Source organism: Microcystis sp. M_QC_C_20170808_M3Col, from assembly GCF_007095505.1.
Lineage (GTDB): Bacteria > Cyanobacteriota > Cyanobacteriia > Cyanobacteriales > Microcystaceae > Microcystis.
Genome location: NZ_SFBY01000085.1, coordinates 1 through 12199 on the forward strand (window position 1 = coordinate 1; position 12199 = coordinate 12199).

Genomic DNA, 12199 nt, shown 5'->3' on the forward strand with positions numbered 1-12199 from the left:
TGCAGTCGCTGGTATTGAAATTGACGAAGGTATAGACCGTTATGCCTATAATAAAGGACTATTTGTGATTAAACCTTCTGGGGATACAGTGGAGATTATTAATGATGAAAACTTTCGACTGAGGACTTGGTAAGGTAGTACAGGTATCTTGTCCTACGGCTATCTACAAATTAATTACGGCTCTACCGAACCTGTTATGTAAAACTATCAACAACTCATGCTTGTAAAGCTTGTATACTAAGGCTTTGAGTTTTTGTTAAATTGATATTTATCAACTTTAGAGCATTGCTGGGCAGAGAGGGAGCTTGAGGAATTTTTTCTGTCCGTTCATAGTAGTGAAAATGCGATGAATTGATTCAATCTTTCATAAAACCATAAATTTATGCCATAATGACCGAATATGGCGTCGGGAGCTTTTTGGCTGTGATCGGTAAACGGTAATCAGTGAACTGAAAACTCACATCCGATCAGTGATCACTGATAAGCTATACTGGGGAAATTGCGCTAACAGCACGGTTGCTGCTGCCTGTCGTTAAATTGTCTCTAGTGAAATTGAGGAATTAACTTTGTCTAAACAAGATCTAATTGAAATGGAAGGAACCGTCACCGAATCTTTGCCCAACGCCATGTTTAGGGTGGATTTAGATAACGGTTTCAACGTCTTAGCCCATATATCCGGCAAAATCCGCCGTAATTATATCAAAATCCTCCCCGGCGATCGAGTCAAAGTGGAACTGACCCCCTACGACCTAACCAAAGGCAGAATTACCTATCGCCTGAAAAATCAAAAAAAATAGTGACAAATAGGGGCAGAGAAGCCAAAAAGCCTAATAAGCGGCCAAATTTATTTTTAAAAAATAGGTGACACGAGTAAAAGAAATCTGATATAATAGTAAGCTTGCAGTGTTGCCAGAATAGTTAGGCATGAAAGTTAGAGCGTCTGTCAAAAAAATGTGTGAAAAGTGCCGCGTCATCCGTCGGCGCGGTCGAGTCATGGTAATTTGTTCTAACCCCAAACACAAGCAGAGACAAGGTTAACCCACCAAAGTCACTGTCTTGGGGCAGAGAATCGTTACCGTTAATTGTAGTCGTTTTTGGAAAAAAAATCGTTCATAGGGAGAAAGAAAAAGCGTGGCAAGGATAGCTGGTGTAGACCTACCTCGCGATAAGCGTGTGGAAATCGCCCTGACCTACCTCTACGGAGTGGGTCTATCGCGTTCCCAAGAAGTCTTATCCGCGACGGGTGTTAACCCTGACACTCGGGTCAAGGATCTCAGCGATGAAGACGTGGCGGCGCTACGGACTTATATCGAAACAAATTATCAAATCGAGGGGGATTTGAGACGCTGGGAGGCGATGAACATCAAACGCCTCGCCGATATCGGCACCTATCGAGGTCGTCGGCATCGGCTAGGATTACCCGTGCGCGGGCAACGGACGCGAACCAATGCGCGGACCCGTCGCGGTCGTCGGGTGACAGTGGCAGGGAAGAAAAAAGCCCCCTCCAAGAAATAATTTTTTATTCATTGCGATATCCCCCAATCAAGAAAAACTATGGCGCGACCAACCAAAAAAACCGGACCAAAAAAACAGAAGAAAAATATTCCTACCGGAGTCGCTCACATTCAATCGACCTTCAACAATACCATTGTCACGATCGCCGATACCAAAGGCGATGTGATCTCTTGGGCATCGGCGGGATCGAGTGGTTTTAAAGGAGCTAAAAAAGGAACCCCCTTCGCCGCCCAAACCGCCGCCGATAACGCCGCCCGCCGAGCGATCGAACAGGGAATGCGTCAACTAGAGGTGATGGTTAGCGGCCCTGGGGCAGGACGGGAAACCGCAATCCGGGCCCTGCAAGGAGCAGGATTAGAAATCACCCTGATCCGGGACGTGACCCCCATCCCCCACAATGGTTGTCGTCCTCCCAAACGCCGGAGAGTGTAAACAGTGAACAGCTTTTTCAGGTGACAGGGATCTTGAGGCCGGCAGCCGTTAGCTTTTGGCGCATCAGCAGGAGAATCGGGTCGTCAAAGACCATCTGAGCAAAAAACTGAACGCTGAACGCTAAATGCTGAACGCTAGAGAAAACTGATAACTGATAACTGATAACTGATAACTGAACAAGGGAGGTCAATCGGTGGCGCAATTTCAAATCGAGTGTGTAGAAGCAAAAACTTACAAGAATCAGAGTCAGTACAGTAAATTCGTACTAGAGCCTCTGGAAAGAGGCCAGGGTACGACCGTAGGTAATGCCCTGAGACGGATTCTCATTTCCAATCTGGAAGGGGCGGCCGTGACGGCCCTGCGGATCGCGGGAGTCAATCACGAATTTGCCACCGTCCAGGGAGTACGCGAGGACGTGATGGAACTCATGCTCAACATGAAAGAAATCATCCTCAAAAGCTACACCAATCAAACCCAGATCGGGCGTTTAGTGGCAACTGGACCGGCGACGGTAGTGGCGGCACAATTCGATTTACCCTCAGAAGTCGAGATAGTCGATCGCAATCAGTACGTCGCTACCCTAGCCGAAGGGGCGAAGCTAGAGATGGAATTTCGCGTGGAAAAAGGCAAAGGCTATCGGGCGATTGATCGCAGTAAAGAAGAAGCCACTTCGCTAGACTTTCTGCAAATCGACTCGATTTTTATGCCCGTAACCAAAGTCAACTACAGCGTCGAAGATATCCGTTCCGAAAGCGGTCAAGCTAGAGATCGTCTGCTCTTGGAAATTTGGACAAACGGGAGCATTAACCCCAAAGAAGCCCTTTCCCAAGCGGCCGATATGCTAGTTAATCTCTTTAACCCGCTCAAGGATCTCAACGCCCTCGAATCTTCCGGTAACTTTGACGACCAAGAGATCAACCAAGAAAACCAAATTCCGATCGAGGAACTACAATTATCCGTGCGCGCCTACAATTGCCTGAAGCGAGCGCAGATCAACACCGTAGCCGACCTCCTCGATTACAGCCAAGAAGATCTCTTAGAAATCAAAAACTTTGGGCAGAAATCGGCTGAAGAAGTCATTGAAGCCCTACAAAAACGGTTAGGCATCACCCTACCCCAAGAAAAAAGCAAGTAAACCCAATTCCAGGAAAATACCATGAGACATCGATGTAAAGTGCCTCAATTGGGTCTGCCGGCTGACCAAAGAAAGGCACTGCTGCGCAGCTTGGCCACCCAGCTAATTCGCCACGGTCAGATCACCACCACCCTAGCGAAAGCGAAAGCGGTGCGAGCAGAGGTAGACCACATTATCACCCTAGCTAAAGACGGTTCCCTGAGCGCCCGTCGCCAAGCTATGGGCTACATCTACGATAAACAACTGGTTCACGCCCTCTTTGAAGGCGCACAAGCCCGTTATGGCGGTCGTAACGGCGGTTATACCAGGGTCGTGCGTACCCTGCGCCGTCGCGGGGATAATGCCCCCATGGCGATTATCGAACTGATGTAAAGATGACAGCTTGCCACCAGTCGCGGATCGCCCTAGTTATCCAGTATGTGGGAACTAATTTCCACGGTTGGCAACGGCAACCCCATCACAGGAGCGTGCAGGAAGAAATCGAGAAGGCTCTGGCCGATATTCTCGGTCATGACGTCACTCTGCACGGGGCCGGACGTACCGATAGCGGTGTTCACGCCGCCGCCCAAGTTGCCCATTTCGAGCAGCAGAGTCCGATCCCACCTTCCCATTGGGCCAAGATTCTCAATGCTCGGCTAGATGACGATATCGTCATTCGGGCCTCGGGCCGGGTTCCCGATCGCTGGCACGCCCGTTTCTCGGCCCTCTGGCGACGTTATCGTTACACCCTCTATACCGACCCCATCCCCAATCTATTTGTTAGCCCCTTTAGTTGGCACTACTACCATCGTCCCCTCGATGCCGATTTGATGGCCAGGTCTCTACGGCCTCTATTGGGTAAGCACCATCTGGCCGCCTTTCACCGTGCTAACTCTAGTCGTGACCATTCCTGGGTAGAAGTACAAGGGGTGGAATGCTACCGTCAAGGGCCGTTTGTACAGATGGAAATTCAAGCCAATGGCTTTTTGTACGGGATGGTGCGCCTATTGGTGGGAATGTTGGTGGAGGTGGGAACTGGTGAGCGATCGCTAGAAAACTTTACCGACATCTGGGTCAATCAGCGCCGAGAATTGGTCAAATACGCCGCACCAGCTAAAGGACTATGTTTACTGCGGGTGGGTTACGCCGATTTTCCCTTTGCCGATAGCGTCTGGTTCGAGACTCAGCCTCTTTATTATTTCCGAGCAGAGGGGATAGGGGAATAGGGTAATGGGGGAATTTCAACTAAAACCCGAAAACCCTAAAACCCGAAAACTCTACCCCCCCAACACCCAGGTCGGCAATAAAAAAAATTATTTTTGTAAACCAAGGCAAACTCACCATGAACAAAACACCTCTACCAAATTTAGAGACTCTAGAGCAGAAATGGTACGTCATTGATGCGGCCGATCAGCGTCTAGGTCGTCTGGCCACCGAGATCGCTATGATTCTACGGGGCAAAAATAAAGCCACTTTCACCCCCCATCTGGATACGGGGGATTTTGTCATTGTTATTAACGCCGAAAAAGTGACGGTGACGGGCAAAAAACGCCAACAGAAAGTTTATCGCCGCGATTCTGGCAGACCGGGTGGTATGAAGGTAGAAAGCTTCGATAAACTGCAAAAACGCATTCCCGAACGGATTATCGAACACGCTGTTAAGGGAATGCTCCCGAAAAATAGCTTAGGTCGGAAATTGTTCACGAAACTGAAAGTTTATGCCGGTGCGGAACATCCCCATCAGGCACAACAACCGGAAGTTTTAGCGATTAATACGATTCCCGCAGGAGGAAATTAAGTCAATGCAAGCCACGGACAGTAAAAATAAGGTAGTTTATTGGGGAACGGGACGACGCAAATCGGCGGTCGCTTCCGTGCGTCTCGTGCCGGGGACGGGGGCCATTACCGTTAACGGTCGCGATGGAGAAACCCATTTTAACCGCATTCCCACCTATATCCAGACGATTAAGGCTCCTCTGGAGACTTTGGGACTGGAAAACGAGTATGATATCATTGTTAAGGCCGAGGGCGGTGGTTTGACCGGCCAAGCGGACGCGGTGAAATTGGGTGTCGCTAGAGCTTTATGTCAATTAGCGCCGGAAAATCGTCCTCCCCTCAAGAGTGAAGGTTATCTGACTCGGGATCCCCGGGCGAAGGAACGGAAAAAATACGGTCTTCACAAAGCGCGCAAAGCGCCTCAATACTCGAAACGTTAGGTTAATAGAGAGGTTTATTATGCCGAAAAAAATTCATCCTACTTGGTATCCGGAAGCTAAGGTGATCTGTAATGGTGAACTGGTGATGACGGTGGGTTCGACCAAACCAGAAATTCATGTGGAGGTTTGGTCGGGTAATCATCCTTTTTATACGGGAACCCAGAAGATGATCGATACGGAAGGCCGGGTCGATCGCTTCTTGCGTAAGTACAAAATGGGTGATAAGTCAAGCAAAAAGGCCGATCAGAAATAATTCTTTACTTTTGCCTTTTTGACCCGGTGGGGAAATTTTCCCGCCGGGTTTTTTGCTATTTTTAGGCTGGTAGGGTCATTATCCTAAATCCGGTTATTAAAGACTGATTATTTATTCTCCCTTTTGCATCAGTGCCTGTCTTCATACAGCTTTTCTCATAAAGATGAAGTATAATCTGATGCGGTATTGGCGATCAAATCCCGTTCCCTACACCCTATTTTTAGACTCGCTCCCAGATTTACTAGCACAAGTTGCTCAAAAAGTCAAGCAAATAAAAGATACAGAGCAAAGACAAAATTTTGCCAGTTGTACGGGACTTTTTTGCGCGTATTTAAAGGAAGGCAGCAGCTTTATTCGATTTTTCTGAACTAGAAGATTGAGAAGCTTGGTTAGGATATCCCGGAAACTGAGCGCTTCCCGGTAGAACCGGGGAAGGAGATATATATTTTTTTACTTACCTGATACTTTTTAAGAGATTAACTGTCTAATCGGGGAATCTTTGCTGTAATTCTTCATCGGATAATCGCGACAACAGGATGATAAAATTTTCCGTTGCTGTTTGGGTATGGGGATGATTTTCTCCTAATCTTTCTTGATAAATAGCAATAGCTCTCACATACAACGGTTCCGCTTCTGCGTATCTGCCCTGGGATTCGTATAATTTTGCTAAATTATTGAGACTGTTAGCAACACTAGGATGGTTTTCTCCTAATCGCTGTTCCCTTAGAGAAAGGGAGCGCTTATACAAGGGTTCCGCTTCTGTGTATCTGCCTTGGAAGCAGTATAATCCGGCTAAATTATTGAGACTGGTAGCAACACTAGGATGGTTTTCTCCTAATAGCTGTTCTATCAGAGAAAGGCATCTCTTACACAAGGGTTCTGCTTCTGCGTATCTGCCTTGGAAGCAGTATAATCCGGCTAAATTATTGAGACTGGTAGCAACATGGGGATGGTTTTCTCCTAATAGCTGTTCTATCAGAGAAAGGCATCTCTTACACAAGGGTTCTGCTTCTGCGTATCTGCCTTGGTATTCGTATAGCACTGCTAAATTATTGAGACTTTGTGCAACATCGGGATGGTTTTCTCCTAATAGTTGTTCCCTTAGAGAAAGGGAGAGCTTATACAAGGGTTCCGCTTCTGCGTATCTGCCTTGGCATTGGTATAATAGTGCTAAATTATTGAGACTGGTAGCAACAATGGGATTGTTTTCTCCTAATAGCTGTTCTATCAGAGAAAGGGAGTGCTTATACAAGGGTTCCGCTTCTGTGTATCTGCCTTGGGAGCGGTATAATCCGGCTAAATTATTGAGACTGGTAGCAACATGGGTATGGTTTTCTCCTAAGCGAGATTGGATTTCTTCACAACATTTTGTGAAGGGAACTGCTGCTAAATTATATTCTCCCTGTCCCTTATAAAACAAAGCTACCCCAAGAAACACCTGAATTAAATTATCTTCCGGGTTGGGAATATCATCTAACATTGTTTGACTGACAAGTTGCAGATGGGGAATTGCGGGAGTTACCGCTGCAATAATCTCCCTTGTGGGGGTTTGCGGGATATTTCCGGCAATAGTTAACAAAGTTTCCACAAAAGCGCATCGATAAAGAGAATTTATCTGAGGAATTGCCTGTAATTGCCGTTGAAAAAATTCTCTCACGAGGGGATGAATCCGATAAAAAGAATAGTCCTCATCCACGGGTTGCATCAGATGAGAATTATCCAATTGTCCCCGCGCTTCTTCTAGTTCCCTTTCGGTAATTTCCGTGGACTTTGCCGTATCTTCTAGCAACGTCCAAGCAATAGCCACTGGTGCAAATAAACTCAACAGCATTGCCACTTTTTGACAAACAGAACTTAAATCATCCCAACTGATTTTAATTGCGGCTGCTACCCCTAAATGTCCATAATCTCTGTGGTTTCTTTCCTTAGTTAAAGCAGTATGAGCTAAATTTAATTTATCCCGTAAATGGCTAAACTTTAAATGACGATTTTTCGCTAAATATTCCCCCACTAACTCCACTGCTAAGGTTAAGTTTCCTAAAATTTCGTGACAAATCTGTTCTACTAAAGCTTTTTCTTGCTCAACTTTAGCAGTGCCAACAATTTTGGTTAATAACTCTACACATTTATCTAAGGGTAAAACATCTAAAGCTATAGACTCAAATTCCGTACTAAGACACCTTTCCCTAGTGGTGACTAATATCTTAATCCTAGAATCTTTTGGTAACATTCGATCGGGAATTCTGTCGATATTGGGGACATCATCGAGAATTAATAATAATTTTCCCTGCTGAGGTAGCCAATTTTGCCAATACCAGTCCACTTGTTTTTCTAAAGATTCTTTTTTCAATATTTCTGGTAAAGATAGATAGGAACCGGCTAATTTAACTATTTCTTCTGCTAAACCCGATAGTCGCAAGGATAACCAATATTGTGCCGCGTATTCCTGTTGGTATCGTTTCGCATATTCCAAAGCTAAAGCGGTTTTTCCTATTCCCCCTAACCCTTCTACTGCACAAACAATCACCCCTTGTTCTGTTTGCAATTGCTGATGAATTAAGGTTAACTCATCTTCCCTCCCGACAAAATTAACCGTACTTTTGCCCACATTACTAGGGACAGCTTGACGTTCTTTTGGTTCGGGAATACTCAGATTAAAAGTATTATTTTGATTGTTATCAGTTCCATCTTGCTCAATATTGATTTTCATTTTTAATTCTCTCTAAAAATAATTATCTTTGCTCAAAATAAATCTAATATAAAATTAATATTAATGAGGTTTTTAAGGAAAATAACGATACATTTCTTTTCGGTGTAGAAGACGAACCAAGACGACAGTATCTTGCTCTAAATATAAACCAAGACGATAATCCCCAATCCGAATGCGATAAAATCCTCGATACCCTTGAATCGCTTTGACATTACGCAACTCGGTTAAACTTTTGGCTGATTCTATCTCCTCAATAATTGCCTGAATTTGTCGCTTAATTTTACGATCTTTGAGATGGCGTAGATCTGTCTGAAAGCTTTTACGAAATTCAATATTCGGCTCTTATTCTTTTAACAAAGTCAAAATTTCATCACGACTGACATTGTTACTATCTTTTCCCTCTTGAATTGCCCTAGCCATAGCCGTATCTTCCAGCACTTCATAAATTAACTCTTTTAGTAAATCCTTTTCTTGTATTAATAACTCATAGAGTAACTCTTTTAATATTGGTTTTAACGCTTCCCCTTGTGATTCTGACATAAATTACCTCTTGTCTTTGATAATAACTATTTTCAATGATAACATTTACTGGGTTTACCTTTCACAGATTAAAGATGTTGTTCTGTGTATTACCAATTCCTGATTGACTAATATTAATTGTCCGATCGATACTGGCCAAGCTTTTAGAGGGAATACTTACTTTTTTAGCCGATTTTTCACCCCTGCAATCGCACGATTAAATGTGGGAAAATAACGCCTAAAAGTTGACTCAGTATCTAATTCCGCTTCGTAGGTGAGGGAAACAAAAGGAGGTATAGTAGATAGGGCCGCTTTTAATTTGGCTGCTGCCGATCGCTCTGGTTGATTGAGTTTAGCCAGAATTTGGTTTAATAATTCTAAGATTTGTGGAGAAGCAAGTTGATCGGGTGGTTCTGTGGTAATTGCTGTCACTTCTGTGATAATTGCTGCTACCATTACCTCGGCATCAGGAAAGGACGCTTCTTGACTGTCGCTGGCGATTAAATCCCATTTTTCTCGTTCAAAATCCCGAATTTTTCGGCGTAAATCTTCGATCTGCTGCTCGATCCTAACTTCTTCTTCCGGTGCGATTGTGACTAAAGTGTTTCGCTTTCCCGCTAATTGTTGTTTTAAGCGCTGAATATTCTCTTCGAGGTTTTGTAATTCGTCAGTAGCCATGGGAAAATAAGCTTAAATTAGCCAATTAATTCAATTATGATCTATCTATCTAGAAATGTCATTCCTTTGGCTGCCCCCCACTCCCCAACACCCAACCCCTCACGGATCACCGAAAAAGCCTAGCTCAATCTGGAAATTTTGATTATGATCATTAGTAATTGACCTGTATTTGTGATATAGATTCAAAGGAGAGAAACGGTGTCCACAGAAGTCATCGAAAAGCGTTCCACAGCGACAATCCGTAAACCAGCACCGCGTTATCGCGTTTTACTCCACAATGACGACTTTAACTCGATGGAGTATGTGGTTCAGAGTTTAATGCAAACGATCGCAGGTATGACGCAACCCCAAGCAGTCGATATCATGATGGAAGCGCACACTAATGGTACGGCCTTGGTGATTACCTGCATCCAAGAACACGCGGAATTTTACTGTGAAACCTTGAAAAATAAAGGTTTAACCAGCAGCATCGAACCCGATGAATAAAAGATTACGGGTAATTGCCACTTACCCAGTCCCCCTGCGACTGGGAATTTTTATTTTGCTCTTACTTTTTCTCTGGTTGCCGATCGCACTTCCCCTCTATCACTTTTTTGCCACTAATGCTAATCTTGTCTCAATTTTGACCCTTTCTGTTCTCTATCTGGAATTTTTGGGGTTATCCCATTGGTGGGGACGGATAATTTATGGCGATGAGGGATTAGCCGATTATGGTTTGATTTGGCGAAGAAAAACGCCGATCGAATTAATTAACGGGTTGGCGATCGGTTTATTTTTCACTTTCTCGCTTTTTCTGTCCCAAGCGTTCCTAGGTTGGTTAAATTTCTTACCCGCAAATCCCCAGATCAGCAAAATCATCCTGGAGGGGTTTTTAGTCGCTTTAGCGGTGGGTTTTGCCGAAGAATTACTATTTCGGGGCTGGTTACTGGGAGAATTAGAAAAGGATTATCGTCCCGCTATCGCTCTAGTGATTAGTGCCTTAATTTTCGCTCTTGCTCACTTTATTAAACCTTTAGCCGAAATTATCCGCACTTTTCCCCAATTTCCTGCCTTAGTCCTCCTAGGATTAATTCTCGGTTGGGCAAAACGCGCCTGTGGTGGTAATTTGGGTAAAAGTATCGGTCTGCACGCGGGTTTAATCTGGGCATACTATATATTAAACGTCGGCCAGTTAATTAAATACACTGGTACTGTTCCCGATTGGTTAACTGGAATCGATAAAAATCCTTTAGCGGGAGTGATGGGTTTACTTTTCCTGACAATTCTCGCTATCTGGACAAGAAAAAAGCAGTTTTGAGTGAACGATAGGGGATTAAATCAATTACTATAAAGGGGAAATTGCCCATGAGACTTATAGCCGATGAATCAATTATTATCTTTTCTAGAATATCGCCCGCGTTTGCGTAATATCCTATCTTTTTGTTTCTCTCTTATCGTCATGCTGTTGATCGGTGTAGGCAAAGTCACAGCACAAGATTCAAATAATTCTACTCTGGATTTAGTTGCTAATCTCTGGATGTTAATAGCCGGCTCTTTAGTATTCTTTATGAATGCAGGTTTTGCCATGCTGGAAACGGGTTTTGGTCGTACTAATAACGCCACTAATGTCTTAGCTAAAAACCTAATTGTCTTCTGTGTTTCTGCCTTGGCTTATTGGATGTTTGGTTTCGGTTTAATGTTTGGCGATACATCCGCACTAGAGAATAGTTTCTCTGGTGGTACAGGATTTTTCTTGGAAATTTTAACCCCCAATAATCAATACAGTCAATTCCAAGAACTGTGGCCAGGTCGTTCAATTGCTACTTTATTTTTCTTTCAATTAACTTTTGCGGGAACTGCGGCGACCATTGTATCGGGAGCAGTGGCAGAAAGAGTTAAATTTTGGGCATTTTTGCTATTTAGTTTCTGTTTAGTCGCTTTCTCTTATTCTCTTACAGGACATTGGATTTGGTCATCAGAAGGGTGGTTATATAACTTATTTAAGTTTCGAGATTTTGCCGGTTCAACGGTGGTGCATTCGGTGGGAGGAATGGCCGGATTAGTGGGTGCTTGGTTACTAAAACCGAGGGATGGACGCTTTGGTTATAATCGCAAAACCGATAGTTATGAAGAAAAAGAAAGAGGAAATTTTGCTCCCCATCAGTTAGGGTTTGCAACTCTTGGTTGTTTAATTCTTTGGTTAGGATGGTTTGGTTTTAATGGTGGTTCGGCGGTAAATTTGGATAATGTCCCCATGACAATTACCACCACGATGATTGCCGCTGCCACGGGAGGAGTTTTGGCATTAATTCTTAATCCTTTAATTGGCCGCAAAGCCAGTTTATCCACAATTATTAATGGCATTTTAGGAGGGTTAGTGGGGATCACGGCATCATCAGGTTATGTTAATATCAAATCAGCTATTATCATCGGTGGCATTAGTGGCATTATTGTCTTATTAGGAGAAGAATTTTTAATTAAAACTAAAGTGATTGATGATCCAGCGGGAGCAATTCCAGTACATCTTTTTTGTGGTTTTTGGGGAACAATGGCGGTGGGTTTCTTTAGTACCAAAGATGCGGGAGAATTCGCCAATGGATTAACACAGGATAATTGGCTATCTCAAGTTGTTTTTCAATTTTTTGGATGGAATATAGCCATGGTATTTACCTTTATTTTTAGTTTAATTCTCTGGCTAATTATTGGCAATGTCCTCTATTATCTGCAAGCAATTGTTTTACGTCAAAAGAATCCACAGGTTAATTCCTCTCCTGTTAGAAGGA

17 protein-coding genes and 1 pseudogene are annotated in these 12199 nt (G+C 43.9%); 14 read left to right on the forward strand and 4 right to left on the reverse strand.

Annotation, left to right across the window (positions count from 1 at the left end):
- The 11 genes and pseudogenes from EWV84_RS04255 to rpmE form a co-directional block, all read left to right on the forward strand.
- Positions 1 to 133 (forward strand): annotated as a pseudogene (locus EWV84_RS04255) (DUF3782 domain-containing protein); the annotation flags it as partial.
- Positions 134 to 566: 433 nt separating this feature from the next.
- A complete protein-coding gene (gene infA, locus EWV84_RS04260; protein ID WP_002737109.1) occupies positions 567 to 797 on the forward strand; it encodes a translation initiation factor IF-1 in 231 nt (76 codons plus the stop codon).
- A gap of 127 nt (positions 798 to 924) precedes the next feature.
- Positions 925 to 1038, forward strand: coding sequence for a 50S ribosomal protein L36 (gene rpmJ / locus EWV84_RS04265; RefSeq protein WP_012593611.1), 114 nt, complete (start codon positions 925 to 927; stop codon positions 1036 to 1038).
- 93 nt (positions 1039 to 1131) lie between these two features.
- Complete coding sequence (rpsM, locus tag EWV84_RS04270; RefSeq protein WP_002735415.1) at positions 1132 to 1515, forward strand: 30S ribosomal protein S13; 384 nt, start codon at positions 1132 to 1134, stop codon at positions 1513 to 1515.
- A gap of 39 nt (positions 1516 to 1554) precedes the next feature.
- A complete protein-coding gene (gene rpsK, locus EWV84_RS04275) occupies positions 1555 to 1947 on the forward strand; it encodes a 30S ribosomal protein S11 (protein ID WP_002735413.1) in 393 nt (130 codons plus the stop codon).
- 193 nt (positions 1948 to 2140) lie between these two features.
- Complete coding sequence (locus EWV84_RS04280) at positions 2141 to 3082, forward strand: DNA-directed RNA polymerase subunit alpha (protein WP_158200657.1); 942 nt, start codon at positions 2141 to 2143, stop codon at positions 3080 to 3082.
- A 21-nt stretch (positions 3083 to 3103) separates the two neighbouring features.
- Entirely contained in the window at positions 3104 to 3454 is a 351-nt protein-coding gene (rplQ, locus tag EWV84_RS04285; protein WP_024970315.1) for a 50S ribosomal protein L17, read from the forward strand.
- A gap of 2 nt (positions 3455 to 3456) precedes the next feature.
- The gene (truA, locus tag EWV84_RS04290; protein ID WP_287076667.1) at positions 3457 to 4287 is read left to right on the forward strand and encodes a tRNA pseudouridine(38-40) synthase TruA; all 831 of its coding nucleotides are present in this window, start codon (positions 3457 to 3459) and stop codon (positions 4285 to 4287) included.
- A gap of 116 nt (positions 4288 to 4403) precedes the next feature.
- Positions 4404 to 4859 carry a 50S ribosomal protein L13 gene (gene rplM, locus EWV84_RS04295; RefSeq protein WP_002735375.1) on the forward strand — a complete coding sequence of 152 codons (456 nt, stop codon included), beginning with the start codon at positions 4404 to 4406 and terminating at the stop codon, positions 4857 to 4859.
- Positions 4860 to 4863: 4 nt separating this feature from the next.
- Positions 4864 to 5277, forward strand: a complete 414-nt coding sequence (gene rpsI, locus EWV84_RS04300; protein WP_002737094.1) for a 30S ribosomal protein S9 — start codon at positions 4864 to 4866, stop codon at positions 5275 to 5277.
- A gap of 19 nt (positions 5278 to 5296) precedes the next feature.
- On the forward strand, positions 5297 to 5530 hold the full coding sequence (rpmE, locus tag EWV84_RS04305) for a 50S ribosomal protein L31 (RefSeq protein WP_002760058.1): 234 nt from the start codon (positions 5297 to 5299) through the stop codon (positions 5528 to 5530).
- Between the two features lie 484 nt (positions 5531 to 6014).
- Here rpmE and EWV84_RS04310 read toward each other — a convergent pair whose 3' ends face one another.
- From EWV84_RS04310 to EWV84_RS04325, 4 genes are all read right to left on the reverse strand, one after another.
- Positions 6015 to 8138 carry a tetratricopeptide repeat protein gene (locus EWV84_RS04310; RefSeq protein WP_416361040.1) on the reverse strand — a complete coding sequence of 708 codons (2124 nt, stop codon included), beginning with the start codon at positions 8136 to 8138 and terminating at the stop codon, positions 6015 to 6017.
- A 174-nt stretch (positions 8139 to 8312) separates the two neighbouring features.
- On the reverse strand, positions 8313 to 8573 hold the full coding sequence (locus EWV84_RS04315; RefSeq protein ID WP_287076680.1) for a type II toxin-antitoxin system RelE family toxin: 261 nt from the start codon (positions 8571 to 8573) through the stop codon (positions 8313 to 8315).
- Positions 8574 to 8582: 9 nt separating this feature from the next.
- Positions 8583 to 8780: a hypothetical protein gene (locus tag EWV84_RS04320; RefSeq protein WP_287076672.1), complete on the reverse strand. Its 198-nt coding sequence runs from the start codon at positions 8778 to 8780 to the stop codon at positions 8583 to 8585.
- A gap of 156 nt (positions 8781 to 8936) precedes the next feature.
- A complete protein-coding gene (locus tag EWV84_RS04325) occupies positions 8937 to 9437 on the reverse strand; it encodes a hypothetical protein (protein WP_287076675.1) in 501 nt (166 codons plus the stop codon).
- Between the two features lie 198 nt (positions 9438 to 9635).
- Between EWV84_RS04325 and clpS the strand changes: the two genes are divergently transcribed.
- The 3 genes from clpS to EWV84_RS04340 all read left to right on the forward strand — a co-directional run.
- Positions 9636 to 9923 carry an ATP-dependent Clp protease adapter ClpS gene (gene clpS / locus EWV84_RS04330; RefSeq protein ID WP_002738526.1) on the forward strand — a complete coding sequence of 96 codons (288 nt, stop codon included), beginning with the start codon at positions 9636 to 9638 and terminating at the stop codon, positions 9921 to 9923.
- A complete protein-coding gene (locus EWV84_RS04335; protein ID WP_286824519.1) occupies positions 9916 to 10734 on the forward strand; it encodes a CPBP family intramembrane glutamic endopeptidase in 819 nt (272 codons plus the stop codon). Before clpS ends, EWV84_RS04335 begins: the two co-directional genes overlap by 8 nt.
- Positions 10735 to 10797: 63 nt before the next feature.
- The coding region (locus tag EWV84_RS04340; protein ID WP_287076678.1) for an ammonium transporter at positions 10798 to 12199 on the forward strand (1402 nt) is incomplete at its 3' end.

Bases quoted from the DNA above. Each gene is read 5' to 3' on its own strand.
- rpmJ (WP_012593611.1), top strand. From the start codon at position 925: ATGAAAGTTAGAGCGTCTGTCAAAAAAATGTGTGAAAAGTGCCGCGTC.
- rpsK (WP_002735413.1), top strand. From the start codon at position 1,555: ATGGCGCGACCAACCAAAAAAACCGGACCAAAAAAACAGAAGAAAAAT.
- rplQ (WP_024970315.1), top strand. From the start codon at position 3,104: ATGAGACATCGATGTAAAGTGCCTCAATTGGGTCTGCCGGCTGACCAA.
- truA (WP_287076667.1), top strand. From the start codon at position 3,457: ATGACAGCTTGCCACCAGTCGCGGATCGCCCTAGTTATCCAGTATGTG.
- rplM (WP_002735375.1), top strand. From the start codon at position 4,404: ATGAACAAAACACCTCTACCAAATTTAGAGACTCTAGAGCAGAAATGG.
- rpsI (WP_002737094.1), top strand. From the start codon at position 4,864: ATGCAAGCCACGGACAGTAAAAATAAGGTAGTTTATTGGGGAACGGGA.
- rpmE (WP_002760058.1), top strand. From the start codon at position 5,297: ATGCCGAAAAAAATTCATCCTACTTGGTATCCGGAAGCTAAGGTGATC.
- EWV84_RS04320 (WP_287076672.1), bottom strand. From the start codon at position 8,780: ATGTCAGAATCACAAGGGGAAGCGTTAAAACCAATATTAAAAGAGTTA.
- EWV84_RS04325 (WP_287076675.1), bottom strand. From the start codon at position 9,437: ATGGCTACTGACGAATTACAAAACCTCGAAGAGAATATTCAGCGCTTA.
- EWV84_RS04335 (WP_286824519.1), top strand. From the start codon at position 9,916: ATGAATAAAAGATTACGGGTAATTGCCACTTACCCAGTCCCCCTGCGA.